At 69.0% G+C, this 22,483-nt stretch carries 22 protein-coding genes; 10 read left to right on the top strand and 12 right to left on the bottom strand.

Going from position 1 to position 22,483, the window contains the following annotated elements:
- Positions 1–6 precede the first annotated feature (6 nt).
- Both ACIP1U_RS17620 and ACIP1U_RS17625 read right to left on the bottom strand, forming a co-directional pair.
- A complete protein-coding gene (locus ACIP1U_RS17620) occupies positions 7–333 on the bottom strand; it encodes a hypothetical protein (RefSeq protein WP_400317112.1) in 327 nt (108 codons plus the stop codon).
- A 65-nt stretch (positions 334–398) separates the two neighbouring features.
- Entirely contained in the window at positions 399–635 is a 237-nt protein-coding gene (locus tag ACIP1U_RS17625; RefSeq protein WP_400317115.1) for a hypothetical protein, read from the bottom strand.
- A 243-nt stretch (positions 636–878) separates the two neighbouring features.
- Here ACIP1U_RS17625 and ACIP1U_RS17630 point away from each other — a divergent pair, with 243 nt between their 5' ends.
- The 4 genes from ACIP1U_RS17630 (at position 879) to ACIP1U_RS17645 (ending at position 5,326) form a co-directional block, all read left to right on the top strand.
- On the top strand, positions 879–3,203 hold the full coding sequence (locus ACIP1U_RS17630) for a patatin-like phospholipase family protein (RefSeq protein ID WP_400317117.1): 2,325 nt from the start codon (positions 879–881) through the stop codon (positions 3,201–3,203).
- Positions 3,204–3,471: 268 nt separating this feature from the next.
- Positions 3,472–3,906, top strand: coding sequence for a YeeE/YedE family protein (locus tag ACIP1U_RS17635; RefSeq protein WP_400317120.1), 435 nt, complete (start codon positions 3,472–3,474; stop codon positions 3,904–3,906).
- Position 3,907: 1 nt separating this feature from the next.
- The gene (locus tag ACIP1U_RS17640) at positions 3,908–4,330 is read left to right on the top strand and encodes a DUF6691 family protein (protein WP_400317122.1); all 423 of its coding nucleotides are present in this window, start codon (positions 3,908–3,910) and stop codon (positions 4,328–4,330) included.
- Positions 4,331–4,477: 147 nt separating this feature from the next.
- A complete protein-coding gene (locus ACIP1U_RS17645; RefSeq protein WP_116319139.1) occupies positions 4,478–5,326 on the top strand; it encodes an IclR family transcriptional regulator C-terminal domain-containing protein in 849 nt (282 codons plus the stop codon).
- Here the strand turns inward: ACIP1U_RS17645 and ACIP1U_RS17650 are convergent.
- The 3 genes from ACIP1U_RS17650 to ACIP1U_RS17660 form a co-directional block, all read right to left on the bottom strand.
- Positions 5,323–6,483 carry an NAD(P)/FAD-dependent oxidoreductase gene (locus tag ACIP1U_RS17650; RefSeq protein WP_400317125.1) on the bottom strand — a complete coding sequence of 387 codons (1,161 nt, stop codon included), beginning with the start codon at positions 6,481–6,483 and terminating at the stop codon, positions 5,323–5,325. The two genes, ACIP1U_RS17645 and ACIP1U_RS17650, sit on opposite strands and share 4 nt — an antisense overlap.
- An 89-nt stretch (positions 6,484–6,572) precedes the next feature.
- Positions 6,573–7,340 (bottom strand): flagellar brake protein, encoded by a 768-nt coding sequence (locus tag ACIP1U_RS17655; protein WP_400317128.1) that lies wholly within the window; start codon positions 7,338–7,340, stop codon positions 6,573–6,575.
- Between the two features lie 189 nt (positions 7,341–7,529).
- Positions 7,530–8,444, bottom strand: coding sequence for a LysR family transcriptional regulator (locus tag ACIP1U_RS17660; protein WP_400317131.1), 915 nt, complete (start codon positions 8,442–8,444; stop codon positions 7,530–7,532).
- Between the two features lie 152 nt (positions 8,445–8,596).
- Here ACIP1U_RS17660 and ACIP1U_RS17665 point away from each other — a divergent pair, with 152 nt between their 5' ends.
- Positions 8,597–9,223, top strand: coding sequence for a LysE family transporter (locus ACIP1U_RS17665; RefSeq protein WP_400317134.1), 627 nt, complete (start codon positions 8,597–8,599; stop codon positions 9,221–9,223).
- A 141-nt stretch (positions 9,224–9,364) separates the two neighbouring features.
- On the opposite strand, the gene thpR is transcribed toward ACIP1U_RS17665, so the two are convergent.
- The 3 genes from thpR to ACIP1U_RS17680 are packed head-to-tail and all read right to left on the bottom strand — an operon-like array spanning position 9,365 to position 11,928.
- On the bottom strand, positions 9,365–9,934 hold the full coding sequence (thpR, locus tag ACIP1U_RS17670; RefSeq protein ID WP_400317137.1) for an RNA 2',3'-cyclic phosphodiesterase: 570 nt from the start codon (positions 9,932–9,934) through the stop codon (positions 9,365–9,367).
- A 9-nt stretch (positions 9,935–9,943) separates the two neighbouring features.
- Positions 9,944–10,447, bottom strand: a complete 504-nt coding sequence (locus ACIP1U_RS17675; RefSeq protein WP_400317140.1) for a methylated-DNA--[protein]-cysteine S-methyltransferase — start codon at positions 10,445–10,447, stop codon at positions 9,944–9,946.
- Complete coding sequence (locus ACIP1U_RS17680) at positions 10,444–11,928, bottom strand: AlkA N-terminal domain-containing protein (protein WP_400317142.1); 1,485 nt, start codon at positions 11,926–11,928, stop codon at positions 10,444–10,446. The genes ACIP1U_RS17675 and ACIP1U_RS17680 overlap by 4 nt, the downstream gene beginning before the upstream one ends.
- A 184-nt stretch (positions 11,929–12,112) precedes the next feature.
- On the opposite strand from ACIP1U_RS17680, the gene ACIP1U_RS17685 reads away from it, so the two are divergent.
- Together ACIP1U_RS17685 and ACIP1U_RS17690 are read left to right on the top strand one after the other, a co-directional pair.
- Positions 12,113–14,962, top strand: coding sequence for a M16 family metallopeptidase (locus tag ACIP1U_RS17685; protein WP_400317145.1), 2,850 nt, complete (start codon positions 12,113–12,115; stop codon positions 14,960–14,962).
- 184 nt (positions 14,963–15,146) lie between these two features.
- Entirely contained in the window at positions 15,147–15,524 is a 378-nt protein-coding gene (locus ACIP1U_RS17690; protein WP_029045162.1) for a hypothetical protein, read from the top strand.
- 116 nt (positions 15,525–15,640) lie between these two features.
- On the opposite strand, the gene ACIP1U_RS17695 is transcribed toward ACIP1U_RS17690, so the two are convergent.
- The 3 genes from ACIP1U_RS17695 to ACIP1U_RS17705 all read right to left on the bottom strand — a co-directional run bounded on the left by ACIP1U_RS17695 (position 15,641) and on the right by ACIP1U_RS17705 (position 19,316).
- Positions 15,641–16,210, bottom strand: a complete 570-nt coding sequence (locus ACIP1U_RS17695) for a hypothetical protein (RefSeq protein WP_400317148.1) — start codon at positions 16,208–16,210, stop codon at positions 15,641–15,643.
- A 32-nt stretch (positions 16,211–16,242) separates the two neighbouring features.
- The gene (locus tag ACIP1U_RS17700; protein WP_400317150.1) at positions 16,243–17,400 is read right to left on the bottom strand and encodes an acyl-CoA dehydrogenase family protein; all 1,158 of its coding nucleotides are present in this window, start codon (positions 17,398–17,400) and stop codon (positions 16,243–16,245) included.
- 119 nt (positions 17,401–17,519) lie between these two features.
- Entirely contained in the window at positions 17,520–19,316 is a 1,797-nt protein-coding gene (locus ACIP1U_RS17705) for an OPT/YSL family transporter (protein WP_400317152.1), read from the bottom strand.
- Positions 19,317–19,507: 191 nt separating this feature from the next.
- On the opposite strand from ACIP1U_RS17705, the gene ACIP1U_RS17710 reads away from it, so the two are divergent.
- From ACIP1U_RS17710 to ACIP1U_RS17720, 3 genes are read left to right on the top strand one after another with little or no spacing between them, the layout of a single operon-like run.
- The gene (locus ACIP1U_RS17710; RefSeq protein ID WP_400317155.1) at positions 19,508–21,208 is read left to right on the top strand and encodes an FAD-dependent oxidoreductase; all 1,701 of its coding nucleotides are present in this window, start codon (positions 19,508–19,510) and stop codon (positions 21,206–21,208) included.
- A complete protein-coding gene (locus ACIP1U_RS17715; protein ID WP_400317158.1) occupies positions 21,198–21,377 on the top strand; it encodes a hypothetical protein in 180 nt (59 codons plus the stop codon). The genes ACIP1U_RS17710 and ACIP1U_RS17715 overlap by 11 nt, the downstream gene beginning before the upstream one ends.
- A 34-nt stretch (positions 21,378–21,411) precedes the next feature.
- On the top strand, positions 21,412–21,882 hold the full coding sequence (locus ACIP1U_RS17720) for a MarR family winged helix-turn-helix transcriptional regulator (protein ID WP_400317161.1): 471 nt from the start codon (positions 21,412–21,414) through the stop codon (positions 21,880–21,882).
- Here ACIP1U_RS17720 and ACIP1U_RS17725 read toward each other — a convergent pair.
- Positions 21,879–22,334 carry a YccF domain-containing protein gene (locus ACIP1U_RS17725; protein ID WP_400317164.1) on the bottom strand — a complete coding sequence of 152 codons (456 nt, stop codon included), beginning with the start codon at positions 22,332–22,334 and terminating at the stop codon, positions 21,879–21,881. The genes ACIP1U_RS17720 and ACIP1U_RS17725 overlap by 4 nt on opposite strands.
- Positions 22,335–22,483: the final 149 nt, after the last annotated feature.

Raw genomic sequence — 22,483 nt, forward strand, 5'->3', positions numbered from 1 at the left:
GAGCGCTCAGTGGCTCAGCAGCACGTTTCCGACCGGGATCACCAGCGCCGTGCCTGACAGGCAGGCGATGTCGTCATCGGCAAGCCAGCGCGCCACCAGGTCGGCCAGCCGCGTGCCGATGCGAGCCAGTTCGGGCGGGTCGGCCAGATAGACGGCATCGATCACGTCCTGGTCGAACGCGAGCGACGCGCAGATGCGGCAGCGGCCCGGCGAGCCAGGCGGCTCGGCCTGCCAGCTTACCTGTACCTCGCTGCCCCCGGCGCGATGGTATTCGGCCGACATCGGGAACAGCCGGCTGGTATGTTCGCGGGTCCACTCCACCAGTGCGGTCATGGCGATTCTCCCTCTGCGCGGTCCGTGCGGTCCCATGCGGCCCGCCGGGTACGCCGCTGGCTGCTTCAGCGGCTCAGTACATGGTAGAGCCAGTCGTGCGCGCGTGGTGGCACGCCCAGCGCGCTCGCATCGATGCGCCGGCCCCGCACGCATAATGCGCCGTCGTACAGGGCATCCACCGCTGCCTGGGCATTCGGGTACCGCCCCATCACGCCATTGCCCAGCATCAGCATCCAGTCCTTCTCGCGGGGAATCAGCGTCAGTTGCCCCGCTGCGGTCTGGCAAAAGAAATAACCGTACATGCATTCCCCACCCGCCTTGGCCTGCGTTCATCTTAGTCACTGCACGCGTCCTGCGCAGTGCGCTTCCCGCAGTGAATGCCGATCTGCACGCTTCCGAGCGGCATGATGAATTGTTTTGCGGCACGCGCGCCAGGCGGCCCGTGCGCCGCGTTTTTGCCCGAAGATAAGCCGACGCCCATCCCGGCCGCGCACAGACCGGGCAACCGGCGCCGCATTGCGGCTGCCTGCTGAACGGACGACGACATGAAGGCAGCCACACCCCATGGGTTGCGGATCCTGCGGCTGGCAGCGCTCGCGCTGGCGGCGTGCCTTGCCGTGGGCGCCCGTGCCGCGCCGGACGCAGCCACCGTATCGGGCGCAGCGGACGTGCCGGCACCAGCGATCGCGCCCGCAGCGCCGGCAGCGCTCGGCACGCCTGCCGCCACCGCCGCGCCACCCCGCGGCGCGCGTCAGCGCATCTGCCTGGTGCTGTCCGGCGGCGGTGCGCGCGGCGCCGCGCATATCGGCGTCCTCAAGGTGCTGGAGGATCTGCGCGTGCCGGTGGACTGCATCGCCGGCACCAGCATGGGCTCGCTGGTCGGCGGCGCCTATGCCACCGGCATGTCGCCCGCCGAGATGGAGCGGCTGGTCGGCGGGCTGAGCACCGAAAAGCTGTTCAAGGAACGCCCCCCGCGCAAGGACCTGACCATCCGCCGCAAGCAGGACGACTTCACCAACCTGATCACGCCCGAGATCGGCGTGCAGGCGAGCGGGCTGCTGCTGCCCAAGGGCGCGGTCTCGGGGGTGCAGCTGGAAACGGTGCTGCGCCAGCTGGCACGCACGCCCGGGTACCGCGACTTCGACAAGCTGCCGATTCCCTACCGCGCCGTCGCCACCGACCTGGTCGCCGGCACGCCGGTGGTGTTCAGCGCCGGCGAGCTGGCCAACGTGATGCGCGCCAGCATGTCGGTGCCGGGCGCGGTGGCGCCGGCGGAATACGAGGGAAAACTGCTGGTCGATGGCGGGCTCACCGACAACCTGCCGGTCGGCGTGGCGCGCGCAATGGGCGCCGACGTCGTCATTGCCGTCAACCTCGGCACGCCGCTGATGAAGCGCGCGGAGCTGACCTCGATCATCGGCGTGACGGGCCAGATGCTCAACATCCTGACCGAGCAGAACGTGCGTGCCTCGCTGGCCTCGCTGGGCCCTGCCGACGTGCTGATCGAGCCCGCGCTCGGCGATTTTTCCGCGACCGACTTTGATCACCTGCCCCGCACCATTCCCATCGGCGAAGCCGCGGCGCGCAAGGTGGCCGAGCGCCTCGTGCCGCTGGCACTGCCGCCAGCGCAGTATGCGCAGCTGCGCGCGGCGCAGCAGGCGGTGCCGCCGCCCGACACGCGGCCGATCGATGCGATCGAGCTGGCGCCGCTGCACCGCGTCAACCCCGAGGTTGCCACGGCGGTGATGGCGACCAAGCCGGGCGAGCCGCTCGACCAGGCCACGCTTGACCAGGACATGCGGCGGCTGTTCGGCACCGGCGACTTCGAGCACGTCAACTACGGCATCATGGAAGAGCCGGGCAAGCGCATCCTGGTGGTCAATGCGGTCGAGAAATCGTACGGGCCGGACTATCTGCGCTTCGGTCTCGGGCTCAGTAGCGACTTCCGCGGCGATGCATTCTTCAACCTGGTCGGCAGCTACCGTCGCACCTGGCTCAACTCGCTTGGCGCCGAATGGCGCACCGATGCCCAGCTGGGCCAGACCACGTCGCTGATGAGCGAGTTCTACCAGCCGCTGGACACGCGCCAGTATTTCTTCATCGCCCCGCGCGTCGAGCTGGAGCGGCGTCCGGTCAACGTGTTCCAGGGCAGCACCCGCCTGGCCACCTATGACCTGCGCCGCTTTGACATAGCGCTGGACGTGGGCAGCCAGTTCACCAAGTACGGCGAGCTGCGGGTGGGCGTGCAGACTGGCACGCTGGACGCCACGCTGAGCACTGGCCCAGAGGCGCTGTCGCCAGGCCCCGGCAGGATCAAGCGCGGCGCCATTACCGGCCGGCTTTTCTTCGACCAGCTCGACAGCGTCGACTTTCCACGCTTCGGCTATTCGGGCTCGATGCGCGTCTATGCCTCGCAACCGGGGCTCGGTGCCGACGATTCCTATGTCAAGGCGCAGGTTGAAGCGGTGTACGCGCATTCGATCGGCAACCATACCGTCTCGCTCGGGCTCAAGGCCGGCACCAATATCGGCAACCCGCTGCCGCGCTATGACCTGTTCCAGTGGGGCGGTTTCCTGCAGCAATCCGGTTATGCGACCGGGCAATTGCTTGGCGGCAACCTGCAGTTTGCGCGGCTGGTCTACTACAACAAGCTGGCGCGGCAGATGCTGCTGCAGGGCATCTACGCCGGCTTCTCGCTGGAGGCGGGCCGCATGGGCGCGCCGCTGGTGCCGGGCAGCCCGACCGGGCTGCTCAAGTCGGGGTCGCTGTTCCTGGCGCTGGACAGCCCGCTGGGGCCGCTCTACCTGGCCTATGGCCGCGCGGCGGCCGGGACGTACAGCTTCTATCTCTTCCTGGGCAAGCCGTTCTGAGGCGCGGGGCCTTTGCCAGCAGGGCCGGCGTGTGATGCGTGCGCACCCCACCAAAGTTGTATGTAATGTCTTAATTCAAATGTCTATACTTTTCCCTGTCACCAAGACCCCTCTTGAATGACGACCCTTCCCCGGTCGCCGCCACCCCAGCGGCGACTTTTTTATGGGCGGCCGCCGCGTGCCGGGCAATGACCGCGAGTGCATGTTTGTCCGCCTCCTATAATCCCCGCCTTGGGCCGCGCAGCCGGCCGCACTTGCGGAGATTTCCATGCAGATCGATTTCCCCCATTTCACGCCGTGGCTGTCGCTGGCCGGCGGGCTGGTCATTGGGCTGGCCGCGGCGCTGATGATCCTGGGCCTGGGCCGGATTGCGGGCATCAGCGGCATCGTCGGCGGCATGCTGTCGCTGCCGCACGGCGACACCGCCTGGCGCGCCGCCTTTATCGCCGGGCTGCTGCTGGCGCCGTGGCTTGCCGGCGCCTTCGGGGCCATGCCGCAGGCGCGCATCGACGCGGGCTGGGGCACGGTGCTGGCCGCGGGGCTGCTGGTGGGGATCGGCACGCGCTATGCCGGCGGCTGTACCAGCGGCCACGGCGTATGCGGCCTGTCGCGCGGTTCGGTGCGCTCGCTGGTCGCCACGCTGACCTTCATGGCGGCGGGCTTCCTGACGATGCTGGTGCAACGCCACCTGCTCGGAGGCTGACATGACGTTCTGGTTTGCGCTGCTGGCCGGCCTGGTGTTCGGCATCGGGCTGATCGTGTCCGGCATGGCCGATCCGGGCAAGGTGCTTGGATTCCTGGACCTGGCGGGTGCCTGGGACCCTTCGCTGGCATTCGTGATGGCTGGCGCCGTGCTGGTGGGCACGCTGGCGTTTGCGCTGGCGCGCCGGCGCTCGCGTGCGTGGCTGGGCCAGCCGATGCAGTGGCCCACCGCATCCGCGATCACGCCGCGGCTGGTGCTGGGCAGCGCTGCGTTCGGCGTGGGCTGGGGGCTGGCCGGTTTCTGTCCGGGCCCCGCGCTGGTGGCGCTTGGCGCAGGCTATGCGAAGGCTTGGGGTTTCGTCGGCGCCATGCTGGCCGGCATGGCGTTGTTCGAGGTGGTGGAGCGGGTACGCAGCCGGCGCTAAGTCCGCCATCCAGGGGTAAGCATCGATCACAAAGCACGCGTCGTGCCCACCGGGACACACGTGGATGCACGCAATGCTGGCCCGTTGCGCCAAGCCGGTTTAAGATTGCGCGATTATCGAACAACGAACCCGGACAAGCACAGCCCAATGGAAGTCCTCCGCCCCATCGGTCTCGGTCATGCACAGGCCGACACCGTCCGCGTCGCCCGGCCGCACGCCGACTTGCTGAGCAGCTTTGCCGGCGATCCCAATTTCATGCTGTCGCTGGCGCGCGGGCTGACCGTGCTGGAGGCCTTCTCGGAACGCAAGCGTCCGCTGACCATTTCGCAGGTGGCGCAGCGCACGCAGTTGTCGCGCGCTTCGGTGCGGCGCTGCCTCTATACGCTGGAGCAGCTCGGCTATGTCAGCCAGCAGGACGGCCAGTTCGCGCTGCGCCCGCGCGTGCTGCACCTCGGGCATGCGTATTTTTCTTCGACTTCGCTGGTGTCGCTGGCGCAGCCGATCCTGGACAACCTGAGCGCGCGCATCCACGAGACCTGCGCACTCGCCATCCTCGACGGCACCGACATCCTCTACCTGGTCCGTTCCGAAGTGCAGCGCGTGCTGAACTACTCGCTGGGCATGGGCAGCCGCCTGCCGGCCTACTGCACTTCCAACGGCCGGCTGCTGTTGGCGCACCAGCCGGCTACGGTGCTCGACGGCTTCTTCGAGCATGCCGAGCTGCGCCCGCGCACGCTGCAGACCAAGGTGTCGCGGCAGGAGCTGGAGGCATGCTTCGCGCGGGCGCGCGAAGTCGACTACGTGATCGTCGATGAAGAACTGGAGCCAGGCCTGCGCGCGATTTCCGTGCCGGTGCGCTCGGCCTCGGGCATCGTGCTGGCCGGCCTGAGCGTAAGCGTGCGCGCCGCGCGCGTGCCGGAAAGCGAGATGGTCACGCGGCTGCTGCCGCCGATGCGCGAAGCCGCCGCGGCGATCGGACGGCTGATCGGATCCTAACCGCGCAGCCGCGCCGGGCTGAGCATGGCCGCGGTCACGCCGTGGTCGGCAATATGCTGCGGCAGCGGCCGACCCTGCGCCAGCGCGGCACAGGCCTCGCCCATCGCGGCCGAGGTCTGGATGCCATAGCCGCCTTGCGCGGCCACCCAGAAGAAGCCCTCGGCATCGGGATCGAAGCCGCCCACCAGGTCGCCGTCGGCAACAAAGGAACGCAGCCCGGCCCAGGTGCGCGCCGGCCGTCGGATCGACAGCGTGGTGACCGCCTCGATATGGTGGATGCCGGTGGCGATATCGAGCACCTCCGGCTGCACGTCATGCGGCGGCACCGGATCGGCATTGGCGGGCGAGCCCAGCAGCATGCCCGCGTCGGGCTTCACGTACCAGGTTTCGTCAAACCCATAGAACATCGGCCAGCGCGATACGTCCATGCCGGGCGGCGGCGCGAAGACAAAGGCCGAGCGGCGGCACGGCTGCAGCCCGACCGGCGTGACGCCCGCCATGGCCGCGACCACGTCGCACCATGCGCCGGCGGCATTGACCAGCACGGGAGCACGGTAGGTATCGGCACCGGCCTGCACCTGCCAGAGCCCGTCGCGCCGTTCGATCGCGCTGGCTTCGGCACCACAGGCCAGCACGCCGCCGCGGTGCCGCACGCCGCGCAGGTAGCCCTGGTGCAAGGCATGGACATCCATGTCGGCGGCATCGGGCTCCAGCACCGCGCCCAGAACACGCTCGGGCCGCAGCACCGGCACCAGCGCGCACGCGCCGGCACGGTCCAGGCGCTGCGCGCGGGCGCCCTGGTCGGCCAGCAACTGCCAGTGCGCGTCGAGCTGGTCTTGCTCGCCGGGTCGGGCCAGCATCATGGCCCCGCGCGGGGATAGCACCGGGTGCGCGGCAAAGCCGGCCGGCGGTGCATCGAGGAAGGCGCGGCTGGCCATGGTCAGCCCGCGCACCTGCGGCGTGCCGTAGCTTTCCAGGTAAAGGGCGGCCGAACGGCCGGTCGAGTGGTAGCCAGGCTGCGCCTCGCGCTCAAGCACGATCACGCTTCCCGCCTGCGCCAGCCAGTAAGCCACCGACGCCCCGGCAATGCCGGCACCGATGACGAGGTAGTCCGCTGACAGCGTCTTGCCGGCCGATGCCGGATCGTGATGGGTCATTGCCGGGCGCCTCCTGCCTGACTCGAAGATGGCGGGCAATGTAGCGTAAACGTGGCACCGGGCACAGGCCGCGCCCGGGCCGGGGCGATTCAGCCCCGGTGTGCCAGTTCCAGCGCGAATACCAGCCGCTGCAGGAAATTCTCCATGCGGCCGTCTGGATTGATAAAGGCGCAGCCGTAGTGGTGGATGGCGCTGTCGTCGTGGCCGACCAGCCAGTGGCCGACCACCTGCAGGTCGAGCTCGACCTTGCCCAGTTCGCGGAAGTCGAGGCGGCACTTGGCCACGCTGGTGCCGACCGGCAACTGCTCTTCCGTGACGCTCCTGGAACGCAGCCCCACGCCGGACAGCGACAGGTCGGCAATGTCCAGGCACTGCAGCGCATTGTCGGCGCCGCGGATCTCGCAGCGGTAGCCCTTGGTCACCAGCGTGCGCGCGCGGAAATGGCGGCGGCGCTGGAAGTGATAGAGCTTTTCCGGAAATTCGACGACAAAGGCCGGGCCTTCCTCGAAGCGGGTCGCGGCCGGCTGACCGACCATGAAGTTCACCGGCACGCCGCGCAGCAAACCCGAAAACGCATTCTCCTCCGAGGTCATCAGCGACTGCCGTTCGGCGTCGGCATTGCACCAGTCGAACACGAAAGTCCGGTTGACCGGATCGACATGCAGGACCGAGGTGACAAACTGGTGGCCAGTGCGGGTGCGCACGCTGAGCATGCACTTCTGCCACGACAGGTCGCGCAGCACGGTGCCGATCTGGGAGTTGTGCGTGAGGCGGTAACGCTCGTCCGCCGGCGTGGCGGCGGCGACTGTGTCGGTATCGGTTCCGGTGCCGGCCCCGGGGGCTTCGTGCTGATTCATGGATTCACGCAACGTCTGGTATAGCGGGATGCCGCCGGGGGAGGGGGCGCGGCAGCCAGTCGGCCTGCCGGCCGCGCGCCGCATGTTAAGCGCGTGCCCCCGCGCCCGGCAAGGCTCATAGCGACACCTTCGGCAAAACTGTGGCAGAACTTGAGCACAGACTTACGGGGGGTAGCGCCTGCGCCGCTTTCAGGCTCCCTTCGACTCCAGTGACGCGGCCGCAGGGGATGTGGCCGGCGCTGCCAGGGTCGCCTGCGCCTCTTCGCGCAGCCACGCCAGCAGCAACAGCCGGCGCGTGTCGTGCTCGAACGGCGCCGGCGACAACAGATGGTACGCCGATCCGTCCAGCGTAAAGCCGAATGGCGCGGCCAGGCGCCCGTCGGCGATTTCGTCGGCGGCCATCAGCCGCGAAGCCATGGCCCAGCCGAGACCCGCCGCGGCCGCCTGCAGGCTCAGGTAGAAGTGCTCGTACCAGGCATCGCCCTCGAAGCTGGCGGCTTGCGCGGCCGGGCCGGCCGCCCCCAGCCAGCGTTGCCAGGCATCAGGCCGGGTGCGTGTATGCAGCCGTGCCGGGACGGCGGCGGCGCCCTGGGCCAGCAACGGGCGGCACACCGGTCCGACCCATTCCTGCGCCACCTCGCGCGCGTGCCAGCGCGGCTCGAAGGCAAAGTCATTGCGCCGCAGCGCCAGGTCGGCGCCGCTGCGCGCGAAATCGATCGGCCCGCCCGCCGCCATCAGGTGCAGCGGGATGTCAGGGTGGCGCGCGGCAAAGCGCGGCAAGCGCGGGATCAGCCAGCGCATCGCCACGGTCGGCTCGCACGACAGCACCAGTGCGCGGCCGGGCGGCTGGGTGCGGATGCGCGCGGCAGCGCCGGCCAGCGTCTCCATTGACTGGGAGGCGGCGGCGAACAGCGTGCGCCCGGCCTCGGTCAGGAAGACGCCGCGGTTGCGCCGCTCGAACAGTGCCACGCCCAGCGTGTCCTCCAGCTGGCGGATCTGCCGGCTGACCGCGCCGTGGGTCAGGTGCAGTTCTTCGGCCGCGCGCACGAAGCTCTCGTGGCGTGCGGCAGCCTCGAAAAAGCGGATCCAGCCCAGCCAGTGCATCAGGATTTTTAGTCAGTTTTTCTCACGAATTTGCGCAAGTATATATCGGTTGTGAGGGCCGTTGATGGCACGCAGAATTGGGTACGCTTTGCCGCACCGGCCCAGGCTGGGAGCGGCGATCCGCCCTCAACCACAACGCAATCTCACACAAAATGATTCCAGTCACCGAGTCGCTGGCGGTCGCCGCCGTCACCGTGCTCGCCGTGGTCAGCCCCGGACCGGACTTCGCCATGGTGACCCGCAACAGCTACCTGTACGGCCGCCGCGCCGGGCTGCTCAGCGCCCTCGGCATCGCGCTGGGGGTGCAGGTCCATGTGCTGTACACGATGTTCGGCGTGGCGCTGCTGATGGCGCATGCGCACAGCGTGCTGACGGTAGTGAAGACGCTGGGCGCTGGCTACCTGGTGTGGATCGGCCTGCAGACGCTGCGCCGGCGCGCACCGCTGGCGGTCGACCTGCACGGTGCGCCGGCACTGCGGCCGGCGGCGGCCTTGCGCATGGGCTTCCTGACCAATGCGCTGAACCCGAAATGCACGCTGTTCGTCGTCAGCACCTATACGCAGGTAGTCGATGCGCACACGCCGGTGCCGGTGCAGGTCGGCTATGGCGCGTTCATGTCGCTGGCGCACCTGGCGTGGTTCAGCCTGGTAGCCTGTGCGTTCACCGCGCCGGCGTTGCGGGCGGCGATGCTGCGCCGGCAGCGGCTGCTGGACGGCGCCATCGGGTCGGCGCTATGCGGGCTCGGGGTCGCCCTGGGGCTCAGCAGCGTAGTGTCATGAGTTGGAAGTTCGTTGCGGAAATAAGCCTGTCGCGAAGGCGTGCGAGACCAGGAGCGAAGCGCAGCAGGGCTGGAGCCTTGCGAGCATTCGCAACGACGGATCGTGCGTCTTATCGGCAGACTTATGCAACGAACTTGCAACTCATGACGCTGACGTAGCAGCGGGCCGGGCCAGAGGCCACGCCTGCAGCACGAGATGCTCCGCGCCCTGCAGTCCCAGGCGGCTCTCGAACAGCACCAGCCGCTGCACCGGCCAGGGGTCGCTGGCGAGCATGCGTTGTGCGTCCAGCCAGGCGCGCAACATGGCCTCGGGTACCGTCGGACGGCAGCGTGCCAGCGTCAGGTGTGGGTGGTAGCGGCGGCGCTCCGGCTCAATGCCGGCAGCCTGCGCCAGCGCCTGCCCCACCGCCGCGTGCAGCGCGCGCAGCGCGTCAAGCCCGGGACCCGGCGCGAGGCCGGCCCACAGCACCGATCCCTGGCCGCTGCGGAAGCGGCCGGTGCCTGCAGCCTGCAGTGTGAAGGCAGGCGCCGCGAGTCCGTCGAGCGCGGCGTTCAGCTGCGCCTCGGGCACGCCGCATTCGCCGAGGAAATGCAGGGTGAGATGAACCTGGGTGGCCGGCACCGGGCGCAGGCCACTCGCCGCCGGCAGGGTCGACAGCAACCGCGCCGCCTGCGCGGGCGGGACTTCCACGGCGAAAAACAGGCGCGGCATGACGCCGGCTCAACTGCCAGCCGGACCGACGCCCTCGCGCCGCAGCAGTGCGCGCTTGCGCTCGATGCCGCCGGCGTAGCCGGTCAGCGCGCCGGCGGTGCCGAGCACGCGATGGCAGGGCACGATCACCGACAGCGGGTTGCGCCCCACCGCGCCGCCGACCGCGCGCGCGTGCGTCGGCGGCAGGCCGAGGGCGCCGGCCAGTTCGCCGTAGGACGCCGTTGCGCCGCACGGAATGGCCTGCAGCGCCTGCCACACGCGCTGCTGGAACGGGCTGCCCGCGAAGCGCACCGGCACGGTAAAGGCGTCGCGCTTGCCGGCGAAGTATTCGGCCAGCTCCAGCGCGGCGCGTTCGAGCACGGCCGCTTCCTGCGGCGATGCCTCGCCGCTGCTCGCTGCCACGTTGGCGGGATAGTATTTCTGCCCCGCGAAGAAGACGCCGGTCAGGTGCGTCCCTTCCGCGCGCAGCAGCATGGCGCCCAGCGGGCTGTCGATCTGGCGATAGCTGCTCATGTCAGGGTCTCCGGTTCGGACGCGGCGGACGCGTCCTTCATGGACTCATAGCGATGCCACAGGTGGACCGCCGCATAGGCGCGCCACGGCGCCCACTGCGCGGTGCGCGCGTGCATCGCACTGATTGTGTCTACGCCCAGCACCTTGCGCAGCGCATAGTCGGTACCAGGGAAGGCATCGGGCCAGCCGAGCGCGCGCAAGGCGACGTACTGCGCGGTCCAGTCGCCGATGCCGTCGATGGCGCGCAGCGCCGCGACGGTCGCATCGGGCGGCGCGTGCGCGTCAAGCGCGAGTGTGCCGTCGGCCACGCGCTGCGCCAGCGCCTGCAATGTGCGCGCCTTGCCCGCGGGCACGCCGGCGTCGCGCAGGTCTTGCGGCGGCATGGCGGCGATGGCGGCGGCGCTCGGGAACAGGTGGCGCAGACTGCCCGGCATTGCATCGGGCAGCGTTCCCGCCGAAGCCGTGCGCTGCGCCAATGCGGCCAGGATGCGGCGCGCGTGCACGACTGAAATGACCTGCCCCACCACTGCGCGCACGGCAATCTCAAACCCATCGACGCTGCCCGGCAGCCGCATGCCCGGCACGGCCTGCGCAAGTTCGCCGAGATGGCGGTCGACCACGTCGGGACGGCAGCCCAGGTCGCACAGCCGCCGCACCTTGCCCAGCGTCTGCGGGATCGTGCGCGCCAGCGACGCAGACAAGGTCACGCGCAGCACCATGCGGCGCGGCACATGCTCGATGCGGACCCAGCCGGCATGCACGGTGCCGCCCGCTTCCACGCGCAGCGTGCGCGCATAGGCGCCGTCGCGGATCTCTTCGATCCCATCCACCGCGCGCGCAGCTAAAAAGCGCAGCAGCGCCTCCCACGCCAGCGGCGGCCGGTAGCCAAGCTCGAACACGAGCCGGTCGGCCACGCCGTCGGCAGCGCGCCGGCGCAGCGCGAGCGGGGTCAGGCCGTATCGCGTCTTCAGCACATCATTGAAGCGGCGCACGCTGCCGAAGCCAGCAGCCAGCGCCACTTCGGTCACCGGCAGCGCAGTGTCGGCCAGCAGGCGCTTGGCCAGCAGCAGCCGCTGCGTCTGCGCGTACTCGAGCACCGAGACACCGAACTGCGCATCGAACAGGCGCCGCAAATGCCGCTCGGTGACGCCGATGCGCGCGGCCAGCGTGGTGACACTGCCTTCGGCCATGAAGCCTTCGTCGATCAGCGTGGCGGCGGCCTGCGCGAGCCGGCCCGAGATATCGGCAAGCCCGTGTCCGGGCGCCAATTCGGGGCGGCAACGCAGGCAGGGGCGGAAGCCGTGTTTCTCGGCGGCGGCGGCACTTTCATAGAAGGTGCAGTTCTCGCGCTTGGGGGTGCGTACTGCGCACACCGGCCGGCAGTACACGCCGGTCGAGGACACGCCTACGAAGAAGCGCCCGTCGAAGCGGCGGTCATGCGATGCCACGGCCTTGTAGCAGGTGTCGGGATCGAGGTTCATGCCGGCATGCTACCGCGTCGGCAACCCGGGCACCGGCTGGATTCGGACATTTCCCTCTGGCATGCAGAGGTGGGCTGCGGCACAGTTCCGGGTACGGGCGGCGGCTAGAATTGCGCTTTGCGCCACTGCCTGCCTATCGCCTTTCTTTCTCATCACCCGGCAGCCAGCTCACACCGGAGACGCCATGCGCCGTTTTGCCCTGCACCTGTCGATGCTTGCCTCGCTGGCCCCGCTGCCCGCGCCGGCGCAACCCGTGCAGCCGGTGCAGGCGGCATCGCCTGCGCTGGCGCGGCAGGTCGCCACCGTGGAGGGCATCACCGAGTACCGCCTGCCCAACGGGCTGCGCATCGTACTGGCGCCGGACGCGGCCAAGCCCACCACCACGGTCAACATCACCTACCTCGTGGGCAGCCGCCACGAGAACTACGGCGAGACCGGCATGGCCCACCTGCTCGAGCACCTGCTGTTCAAGGGCACGCCTTCGCTGCCGGGCAAGGCGATTCCGACCGAATTCGCGCGGCGTGGCATGAGCGTCAACGGCACCACCACGCAGGACCGTACCAACTACTTCGGCACCTTTGCCGCCAGCGACGAAAACCTCGACTGGGCGCTGCGCATGGAAGCGGACCGCATGGTCAACAGCGTGCTGTCCAAAGCCGACCTCGACAGCGAGATGACCGTGGTGCGCAACGAGATGGAAATGGGCGAGAACAGCCCGTCGCGCATGCTGATGCAGCAGACCATGTCCGCCGCATACCGCTGGCACAACTACGGCAAGGCACCGATCGGCGCGCGCAGCGATGTCGAGAACGTCAGCATTGACAACCTGCGCGAGTTCTACCGGCGCTACTACCAGCCCGACAATGCGGTGCTGGTGGTGGCGGGCAAGTTCGATCCCGCCGTCACACTGGCCCGCATCGAGCGCTACTTCGGACAGATTCCGCGTCCCACGCGCGTGCTGCCGCCGGAGCATACGGTCGAGCCGGCGCAGGAAGGCGCGCGCGAACTGGTGATCATGCGGCCCGGCGACAACAGCCTGGTCGCCGCGCAGTACCACGTCAGCCCCGGCGCACATCCCGACACCACGGCGCTGTCGCTGCTGACGATCATCCTCGGCGACACGCCGGGCGGGCGCCTGTACAAGGCGCTGGTCGAGCGCGGCCAGGCCGCCTCGATCGGCAGCGCGTTCTATGCAATGAAGGATCCCGGCACGCTGCTGTTCATGGCGGAGACGTCCAGGGACCAGTCGCTGGCCGCCGCGCGCGCAGGCCTGATCACGCAGGTCGAAGGCTTTGCCGAGGCCCCCGTGACCGAAGCCGAGCTGGAACGCGCACGCGTGCGCATGCGCAATGCCTACGACCACTACATGAGCGACCCGGGCGCGCTTGGCATCGCCCTGTCCGAGGCCATAGCCAAGGGCGACTGGCGGCTGTTCTTCCTGAATCGCGATCGCATCGAGACCACCACGCTGGCGGACGTGCAGCGCGTGGCGCAGAACTATCTGCAGTCGTCAAACCGCACCGTGGGCCTGTTCGTGCCGTCCGCGCAGCCAACCCGCGCGCAGGTACCCGCTACCGCGGATGTGGCCGCGATGGTCAGCGGCTACCAGGGCAAGCCGGCGATGGCGGCGGTCGCGCCGTTCGACCCCAGCCCCGCCAACATCGAGGCACATACCACGCGCCAGACGCTGGTCAACGGCATGCAGCTGGCCCTGCTGCCCAAACCCGCGCGCGGCGAGGTAGTGCATGGCGTGCTGGTGCTGCGCATGGGCGACGAGCAGAGCCTGCAAGGACTGACCACGGTGGGGTCGATGACCGCGTCGATGCTTCGGCGTGGCGCCGGCGGCATGAACCGCGAGCAGATCGCCGACCGCATCGAGGCGCTGCGCGCGCGCGTCGGCATCGGCGGCAGTTCCGAGCGCGTGACCGTGAGCTTCGAGACACGCCGGGCGCAGTTGCCCGAGCTGCTGGCACTGCTGCGCGAGATCCTGCGCGCGCCGGACTTTCCCGAAGCGGAATTCGAGACGCTGCGCAAGACCAGCATCGCGGATATCGAAAGCATCAAAAGCCAGCCGGGCGTGATGGCGTCGAATGCACTGGGCCGTCACGGCGACCCTTATCCCGTGGGCGATCCGCGCCACGCGCGCAGCTTTGCCGAGAACATCGCCGACCTGCGCGCGGCCACGCTGGCGCAGGTGCGCGATTTCCACGCGCGTTTCTACGGCGCGGGCCATGCGCAACTGAGCCTGGTCGGCGACTTCGACGCGCCGGCCGCGGCGGCGCAGGCCGCGCAGCTGTTCGGCGACTGGACCGCGGCGCAGCCGTTTGCGCGCGTCGACCGGCCGTTCGTGCCGATTCCGCCGGCCGAATTCACGCTGCCCGCGCCGGGCAAGGCCAATGCCGTCTACGTGGCCGCCGCGCCGATCGACCTGACCAGCGACTCGCCAGACTATGCGCTGATGATGATCGCCAACCGCGTGCTGGGTGGTGCCAGCCTGCGCAGCCGGCTGGCCGACCGCCTGCGCCAGCAGGAAGGGTTGAGCTATGGCGCCAGCAGCTGGGTACAGGTGGGCGCGCTCGACCGGGCTGGCCGCTTTGGCGTGCAGGCCCAGTACGCGCCGCAGAACCTGGCGCGCTTGCAGCGCGCGGTCGCCGACGAGCTCGAGCGCTTCACGCGCGAGGGCATCACCGCACCAGAACTGGCAGAAGCGGTCAGCGGCCTGCTGCAGCAGGGCACGGTCAGCCGCAGCAATGACGCAGCGCTGGCGGGTACGCTTGCCAACCAGCTCTATTTGGGCCGCACCATGGCCTTCACCGTGGAACTCGAGACACGCCTGCGCGGAGCCACGACGGAATCGGTCAACGCCGCGATCCGGCGCTATATGCAGGCGGGGGGAATGTCCCGCGTCTATGCGGGTGACTTTAGCGGCGCGCCCGCCGCGCAGCCGACCCGCACACGCGATGCGGCAAGCGGCAGCCAGGCAGGCGGCTCGAACACCGAAGCCGCCGGCGCCACGCCGGCCGCGCAGCCCTGACATACCAGGGAAACAAAGTTCGGCTGCACTGGCGGAAAGCGCAAGACCGGCCGGTTAACGACCAAACTAACGGCCGGACGCGCAAGGCCGGGAGGGCAGGCAGGCACCGCCGCGGTGCAGGCTCTTGCCGCGACCCCGGGTTGACTGTATATTCGTACAGTATAAGTCGATATAAGAGGTGTGGATGTCAATCGTGCGAGCTGGCAGCAAGGCAGAAGCGCTCCGGCTTCTGGCCTCGGAAGACGTGCTGGCGCTGGAGCTGGACTACGAGACAGGCTGGCAGGATGCGGTCGAACTCGGCAGGCTCGGAGAAAAGCGCGGTATCAAGGTGCAGTATCGCGGACAGGAAAGCATCGCCGTCCGCTCCCGCGAAGCCCTGATCGAAGGGCTCGCCAAACCCAAGGGCACGTTCCGCCAACGCAATCTCTATTGCCAGTTCGATCTCGGCACGCTGGCGGACCATGAACTGCTCGAACTCGAGGCCAAGGCCACGCGGCTCGGGGACTATATTCTCGCCGGCCACCTGCTGCGCGATGTCGATGGGGTGTGGCCGCAGCAATAAGCGCAACAACAAGCGCGGCAATAAGCGCGACAACAAGCTGCTGCAGTAAGCGCTCCAATCAAAAATAAAGGCCGCCTTGCCGGCGGCCTTCGATCTTCTCATGGCATGTGGCGCGATCAGTGCCAGACCCGCATCGCGTTGGCCCATCGCGCCGCGCACGACTGCGTGGCGACAGCGGCGATCGTCTCGGCCGCATCCTCGGCTTCGGCGTGCTGCCCGGCATTGGCCAACGACACCTGCGCGACACTGTCCAGTGCAGTGCGCCACATGACTGCCGTCACCAGCGTCTTGCATTGGCGGCGTTCGCCATGCGCCAGCGCCAGCAGGCGCTCGTAGCCCTCCATGACGATCAGGCGGTCGCCGCGGCTCGGCTGCAGTTGCAGCGTGTACAGGTGATCGCATTCGCAATGCAGGCTGCCGCCGCTTACCGCCAGCACGATCGCGCCAGGCAGCGCGACGCCGCTGGCCTGCACTTCGCCGCGCAAGCGCGCCAGGTGCGCCTGCGCGCGCGGGTCGCTGCCCTGCGCCATGTTGGCCGGCACCGCGCCCAGCGCCATCAGTTCCGCGGGCGATACCGCCAGCGTGTACGCCTGCAGCGCAGTGCGATAGGACGCCACCACCGCGCGCAGGCGGTGCGGCGTGTCAACGTCATGGCCTGCCGGCCCGCGATCCTGCCAATCGTTCATGTCGACTCCTGCCGCGCCTGGCGGTTGCATGGTCAGTCGCGCAGCAGTTGCTTGGCGATGATCACCTGCTGGATCTGCGTGGTGCCTTCATACAGGCGCAGCAGGCGCACGTCGCGGTAGAAGCGCTCTGCCTTGTACTCGGCGATATAGCCGGCGCCGCCGTGGATCTGCACCGCGCGGTCGGCCACGCGGCCCACCATCTCGGTACAGAACATCTTGGTGCAGGAGGCCAGCATGCTGACTTCCGGATCGCTCTTGCCGGCGGGCTTGGCGTCGTAGCGCTGCGCGCAGTCGCGCATCATCGACAGGCCGGCATAGAGTTCAGCCTGGCTGTCGGCCAGCATGGCCTGGATTAGCTGGAAGTCGCCGATGGGCTTGCCGAACTGCTTGCGCTCCTTGGCATAGGCCACCGCGTCGGTGATCAGGCGATGCGCCATGCCGCAGGCCAGCGCCGATAGATGCAGGCGGCCGCGGTCGAGCACCTTCATGGCGGTCTTGAAGCCCACGCCCGGCACGCCGCCGATGATGTTGGCCGCAGGCACGCGCACGTTTTCCAGCACCACATCGCAGGTCTTGGTGCCACGCTGGCCCATCTTCTTGTCCGGCTTGCCCAGCGAGAGACCCGGAGTGTCGGCCGGCACGATAAACGACGAAATGCCCGAGGCACCCGGACCGCCGGTGCGCGCCATCAGCGTGAAAGCGCCGGCGCGCGGTGCGTTGGTGATAAAGCGCTTGGTGCCGTTGATGACGTAGTGGTCGCCGTCCAGCTCGGCCTTGGTCTGCAGCGAAGCTGCGTCGGAGCCGGCATTCGGTTCGGTCAGCGCAAACGAGATGATCAGCTCGCCGCTGGCGATACGCGGCAGGTAAGACTGCTTCTGCGCTTCGGTGCCATCCATCAGGATGCCCTGCGAGCCGATGCCAACGTTGGTGCCGAACACCGAACGGAAAGCAAACGCGGTGTGGCCGAGGTCGTACACCACATCGCATTCCTGCGACATCGACAGGCCGATGCCGCCGTAGTTTTCGGGAATGGAGATGCCGAACAGGCCCATTTCCTTCATGTCCGCGACGATATCGGCGGGGACGTCGTCGGTCTCTTCCAGCGTGTCCTCGGCGGGCTTCAGGCGTTCGTCGATGAAGCGCTGCACCGAGGCGCGCAGCAGGGCAAAGGATTCTTGGTCAAGGGCCATGAGGATTCTCCGGGTCTGGCGATACGTCTGTCTGGCCGACATGGTACGCCGGCCGCGCGATTTGACAATCCACTGGAGATTGGACAGAAGCGTCAATGGAATTTGACAATCCGCCCGTGTCAACGCCACGTCACCGCGAGCAGTCCGGCCAGACCGAGCGCCAGCGCCGCCAGCGCGTCGCCGGCGATCAGGCCGCCGCCCAGCAGCGATGCGGTGCTCATGTCCTCGGGCAGCGCCTGCCGATCGCGCCTGGCCCCCGGCTTGCGCCCGACCATGGTGCCGCCGACACTTGCCACCACGCCTCCAGCGGCTATCCAGCCCGCCGCCGCCAGGTTGACGAAGCCTCCGAAGGACGATGCATAGGGTGACGGCAGCAGCACCGCATCCAGCAGGAAGTCCGCCACCCTGCCCCGCCGGCCGGACTGCGCGAAGCGCTGCCATGCCGCGCCGCCCAGGATGACCTTGCGCAGCACCGCCGTTGCCAGCCCCAGTGCCAGCCCGAGCGCCACCGCGGCATGCTGGGCGGCGCGCGGCTGCGCCAGCCCGTGCAGCACGCCGACGATCTTGTAGGTCATGGCCGAGGCCCAGCGCGCCGGCTGCTGGTCTGCCGGCAGCCGGGTCTGGTCCAGCGCCAGCACCGGATACGCCTGCATGAACAGCCGCGCCATCGCCACGGCCACAAGGGCGCCCACCACGATGCCTGCGACCTGGTAGCCAAACTGCACCATGCGGTCGCTGCCCAGGCGCCAGCCGGTGGAGCGGTCCTGCTGCATGTCGCTGGCTTCGGCGGTCGCCACCAGCAGCACGGTCGCCGCGATCAGGCCGACATGCGGCGCGCGCAACCCGGCCGCGGCCATCAGGATCACCGTCAGCACGAAGGCGGACGAGATCGGATTCTGGTCGACCATGCCGACCGAGATGCCGTTGACCAGCGCGAACACCAGCACCAGCAGCACCGCCATCAGCTGGAAGCCCAGCGGCTGGCCGAACCACGCGACGCCCGCCGCGACTGTGGCGGTGCCCCACAGCAGCGCCCACGCGGCCACCCAGGCCATGCCGGGCCCACGGCGCGGCTGCGCCTCCCGCGGGGCCGGGCTGCGCCACTGTCGCCACGCCTGCGCCAGCAGCAGTGCGACATCAAGCGCGGCCGCGCCCATGATCATGCCCAGCGCCACCAGGAAGGTGGCCTTGCGATACGGTTCGCCGGGCACGAGCCACCCCACGGACAGGAACCACGGCGTCAGCGCCCAGCCGGCAAGCCCGCCCATCAGCGCCGCAATACCGATACGCGCCCCGACGATCATGCCGGCGCCGAAGGTCGCCGCCGACAGGTCGAGCGCCGCCAGCCATGGCACGCGCGCGGCGCCCAGGCCGCTGGCCAGTCCCAGCGCCATGCCGCCGCCCAGCCGCGCCACCGAGCGCCGCAGCAGCACCGGGTCGGTCAGCGCGCGCAGGATATTGGCAACCGCCAGTCCCGACGGGAACGTCAGCTGCATCCGGTCCACCAGCACCGGCGTGTACAGCATGCCGATGCCCACGCCGTACATGCCGATGCACAGCATGTAGAGCACCAGTTGCCACAGCGGCGGCTGCGCCAGGCCAAGCCAGGTCATCGCCTGCAGCACCACCGCCATGCCGCCCATGCCAGCCACCGACGCTGCCGCGGTCTGGATGTAGTTGGCCCCATGCCGGCCCGGTGCGCCGTAACCGGCCGTCACCACCGAGCCGAGTATGCCGGCCAGCACCTGGCCACCGACAAAAAATCCCAGCGAGAAATTCATGTAAGCCGCAGCAATGCCGCCGAGCGGCCCAAGCACCAGCATCCCGGCGGCGCCCAGCAGCGCGTGGTAGCGCCAGCTGCCGGCTGCGGGCAGCCAGCTGGCGCGGGACACGGCGTCGGTGGGCAAGATCGGCATGGCGAAGGCTCGGGGCAAGCAGTGGCAGGTTGCGCTCTGCGAAGCATAGGCCACGGCACCGGGTGGGCGATGTGCGACTTGTCTCCCTTTGCGGACGGAGCCGCTGAGCCAAGCGGGTAAACACTAGTTTCGTGCGCAACCATCTGCGATATAGTTGCGCACGAAACCAATTGCATCGAGCGAGATCAGCCATGACAGACTCCACCGCCTTGCACGCGGCCGTGCCACCGGCACCGCCTCCCGTTACGCCGCGCCCCTGGCCGCGACACGTACCCGTGCTGATCGCCGGCGGCGGCCCGGTCGGGCTGGCGCTGGCGGCGCTGCTGGCGCGCTACGGCATCGCGACGCTGGTGGTCGAGGCCGACGACGGCTATTGCGCCGGCAGCCGCGCCATCTGCATCTCGCGCCGCTCGCTCGAAATCCTGGGCTGGGTCGGCGCGGACCAGCAAACGGTCGAAACGGGGCTGCCCTGGGTAGGCGGCCGCAGCTACTTCCGCGACGCCGAGGTGCTGCACTTCCGCATGCCGAGCGAGCCGGGCGAGCGCTTTGCGCCGATGGTCAATATCCAGCAGTACTACCTGGAAGCGTTCGCGCACGAGGCCACGCTGCGGGGCGCCACGCCGGCCGACGTGCGCTTCGGCGCGCGCGTGCGCACGGTGCGTCCGCATGACGGCGGCGTGGTCGCGGAAATCGAGAGCGCCGACGGCGTGGTGCAGGTCGACGCGCAATGGCTGGTGGCCTGCGACGGCGGCCGCAGCACGGTGCGCGAGCAACTGGGCCTGCGCATGGAAGGCACGCAATACGAAGGCCGCTATGTGATCGTCGACATCATGCAGAAGAGCCGGCGCGAGGTAGAGCGGCTCGCGTGGTTCGACCCGCCTTCGAATCCGGGCTCGACCATCCTGATGCACCGCCAGCCCGACGACGTCTGGCGCATCGACTACCAGATCCGCGACGACGAAGACCCCGATGAGGCGGTCAAGCCGGAAAACGTGCTGCCGCGCGTGCAGAGCCACCTTGACATGATCGGCGAGACCGAGCCCTGGCAGCCGCTGTGGATCTCCATCTACAACGCCAAGTGCTTGACGGTGCAGGACTATCGCCACGGCCGCGTGCTGTTCGCCGGCGACGCCGCGCACCTGGTGCCGATCTTCGGCGTGCGCGGGCTTAACTCGGGGCTGGATGATGCCGGCAACCTGGCGTGGAAGCTGGCCGCGGTAGTGCGCGGCCAGGCTGCGGACAGCCTGCTCGACTCCTATTCGGTCGAGCGCGTCCACGCCACCCGGCAGAACATCGCCTACGGCGCCAAGAGCACCGAATTCATGGCGCCGCCCGATTTTGCCTTCCGCCTGATGCGCGAGGCCACGCTGCGGCTGGCGCAGGGCGGCAGCCCGGTGCGTTCGCTGATCAACCCACGCCAGTCGGCACCGATCGCCTATAGCGGTTCGCCGCTGAATGGTGCCAGCGACTTCGGCGCCGACTGCCCCGGCGCGGCACCCGGGTTGCCTGCTCCCGAGGCGCGCGTCGCCAGCGCGGAAGGCATCGGCCACCTGACGCAATGCTTCGGGCAGCGCTTCACGCTGCTGTACTTCGGTGACTCGCCCGCGCTGCCGGCACCGCTGGCCGCGCTCGTACAGGCGCATCCGCAAACGCTGCAGGCCCGCGTGATCGTCAACGGCACCGCCGCCCTCGCGGAGGGCGCGCTCGCCGATGTCGCCGGCCAGGCGCAAGCGCGCTACGGCGCTCGGCCCGGCACGCTCTACGCGATCCGCCCCGACGGGTACGTGCTGTCGCGCTGGCGCGCGCCCGCATGGGACGACGTCGGCGCAGCCCTCGCCCCCCTGATGCAATCCCAGCAATCCCAGCAGCCCGGAGCCCGCCATGCAAGCTGAAGACCTCGACCTCGCCTATAGCCGCCTGTGCGAGGCCATGGGCCGCGTTGGCGAAGAACGATCCCCGCTGCTGCTGGCGATGATGTGCCTTGGGCTGATGAGCCGCCAGGAATCGCTGGCACCGGTGCTTGCATTGATCGACGAGGCGGAGGCGCGCAGCCAGGCCTAGGCACTACAATGCCGACGCCCGACCGGACATCGCCATGAAACCACTGCCACGCCTGGACCAGTTCCTGACCTACCGCCTGCACCAGGTCAACAAGCTCAGCGACAAGGACAGCGCCGCCGCCTACCTGGAGCAGTGCGGCCTGCTGCTGAGCGAGGGCCGCTGCCTGGCCGCGATCGGCGCGTTCGCGCCGCTGTCGGTCAACGCGCTGGCGCACCGCGCCAACCTGACCAAGGGCCAGGCGAGCCGCTCGGCGCAGGCGCTGGTGGAACGGGGACTGGTCAGCAAGGAAACCAGCGCCGCCGATGGCCGCGGCGTTGTGCTGTCGCTGACCGCACAAGGCAAGCCGCTGTACCGGCAGGCGATCGCCATGATTGCGCGGCGCAATGACGAGATCTTCGGCTGCCTGAGCGAGGATGAGCAGGCGCTGCTGGGCAGCCTGCTCGACCGGCTGGTCACGAACGCCGCGCAGCAGGATAGCGCGGCGGACAGCGACGACGAAACCTAGCGACGCAAGCCGTCTACGTGCGCGCGCGCACCATCACGGCGCGCGGCTTCGGCTATCTCATTGGTGACCACGGTCTGGCCGATCGGCGCCAGCGCGATGCCGGCCAGCTTCAGGTGCTGGATCGCGAACGGGATGCCGATGATGGTGACAAAGTTGGCAACTGCCGCCATCACGTGGCCGATCGCCAGCCACACGCCGGCAATCACAAACCACAGCACATTGCCCACCAGCCCCAGCGCGCCGGTGCCGACATCGTCGCGCCCGGTCAGCTCGCGCCGGCTGATGGCCTGCTTGCCGAACGGGAAGAAGGTGAAGCTGCCGATCACGAAGCAGGCCTTGCCCCACGGGATGCCGACGATCGAGATAAAGCAGAGCAGCCCAGCCAGCCACCAGGCCAGGCCCATCACCACGCCGCCGAGGATGAACCAGAGGAAGTTGCCGATTGCACGCATGCCAGCCTTTTGTGTGTGAGCAGAAGAGAACTCCGATGATACGCGCGGCGCGGGAGCGTACCCGTTTCTGCGTGCCCGTTTCTGACTGCTCGACCGCGACCGGCAATGACTGCTGCGCATGGCCTCCGAGCCCGCCCGCGCACAGTTCG

Source organism: Cupriavidus sp. NPDC089707, from assembly GCF_044748965.1.
Classification (GTDB): Bacteria; Pseudomonadota; Gammaproteobacteria; order Burkholderiales; family Burkholderiaceae; genus Cupriavidus.

Bases quoted from the DNA above. Each gene is read 5' to 3' on its own strand.
- ACIP1U_RS17720 (WP_400317161.1), top strand. From the start codon at position 21,412: ATGAAACCACTGCCACGCCTGGACCAGTTCCTGACCTACCGCCTGCAC.
- ACIP1U_RS17655 (WP_400317128.1), bottom strand. From the start codon at position 7,340: ATGAATCAGCACGAAGCCCCCGGGGCCGGCACCGGAACCGATACCGAC.
- ACIP1U_RS17695 (WP_400317148.1), bottom strand. From the start codon at position 16,210: ATGAACGATTGGCAGGATCGCGGGCCGGCAGGCCATGACGTTGACACG.
- thpR (WP_400317137.1), bottom strand. From the start codon at position 9,934: ATGCCGCGCCTGTTTTTCGCCGTGGAAGTCCCGCCCGCGCAGGCGGCG.
- ACIP1U_RS17630 (WP_400317117.1), top strand. From the start codon at position 879: ATGAAGGCAGCCACACCCCATGGGTTGCGGATCCTGCGGCTGGCAGCG.
- ACIP1U_RS17725 (WP_400317164.1), bottom strand. From the start codon at position 22,334: ATGCGTGCAATCGGCAACTTCCTCTGGTTCATCCTCGGCGGCGTGGTG.
- ACIP1U_RS17650 (WP_400317125.1), bottom strand. From the start codon at position 6,483: ATGACCCATCACGATCCGGCATCGGCCGGCAAGACGCTGTCAGCGGAC.
- ACIP1U_RS17690 (WP_029045162.1), top strand. From the start codon at position 15,147: ATGTCAATCGTGCGAGCTGGCAGCAAGGCAGAAGCGCTCCGGCTTCTG.
- ACIP1U_RS17645 (WP_116319139.1), top strand. From the start codon at position 4,478: ATGGAAGTCCTCCGCCCCATCGGTCTCGGTCATGCACAGGCCGACACC.
- ACIP1U_RS17705 (WP_400317152.1), bottom strand. From the start codon at position 19,316: ATGCCGATCTTGCCCACCGACGCCGTGTCCCGCGCCAGCTGGCTGCCC.
- ACIP1U_RS17640 (WP_400317122.1), top strand. From the start codon at position 3,908: ATGACGTTCTGGTTTGCGCTGCTGGCCGGCCTGGTGTTCGGCATCGGG.
- ACIP1U_RS17635 (WP_400317120.1), top strand. From the start codon at position 3,472: ATGCAGATCGATTTCCCCCATTTCACGCCGTGGCTGTCGCTGGCCGGC.
- ACIP1U_RS17660 (WP_400317131.1), bottom strand. From the start codon at position 8,444: ATGCACTGGCTGGGCTGGATCCGCTTTTTCGAGGCTGCCGCACGCCAC.
- ACIP1U_RS17710 (WP_400317155.1), top strand. From the start codon at position 19,508: ATGACAGACTCCACCGCCTTGCACGCGGCCGTGCCACCGGCACCGCCT.
- ACIP1U_RS17680 (WP_400317142.1), bottom strand. From the start codon at position 11,928: ATGAACCTCGATCCCGACACCTGCTACAAGGCCGTGGCATCGCATGAC.
- ACIP1U_RS17685 (WP_400317145.1), top strand. From the start codon at position 12,113: ATGCGCCGTTTTGCCCTGCACCTGTCGATGCTTGCCTCGCTGGCCCCG.
- ACIP1U_RS17625 (WP_400317115.1), bottom strand. From the start codon at position 635: ATGTACGGTTATTTCTTTTGCCAGACCGCAGCGGGGCAACTGACGCTG.
- ACIP1U_RS17665 (WP_400317134.1), top strand. From the start codon at position 8,597: ATGATTCCAGTCACCGAGTCGCTGGCGGTCGCCGCCGTCACCGTGCTC.
- ACIP1U_RS17700 (WP_400317150.1), bottom strand. From the start codon at position 17,400: ATGGCCCTTGACCAAGAATCCTTTGCCCTGCTGCGCGCCTCGGTGCAG.
- ACIP1U_RS17715 (WP_400317158.1), top strand. From the start codon at position 21,198: ATGCAAGCTGAAGACCTCGACCTCGCCTATAGCCGCCTGTGCGAGGCC.
- ACIP1U_RS17620 (WP_400317112.1), bottom strand. From the start codon at position 333: ATGACCGCACTGGTGGAGTGGACCCGCGAACATACCAGCCGGCTGTTC.
- ACIP1U_RS17675 (WP_400317140.1), bottom strand. From the start codon at position 10,447: ATGAGCAGCTATCGCCAGATCGACAGCCCGCTGGGCGCCATGCTGCTG.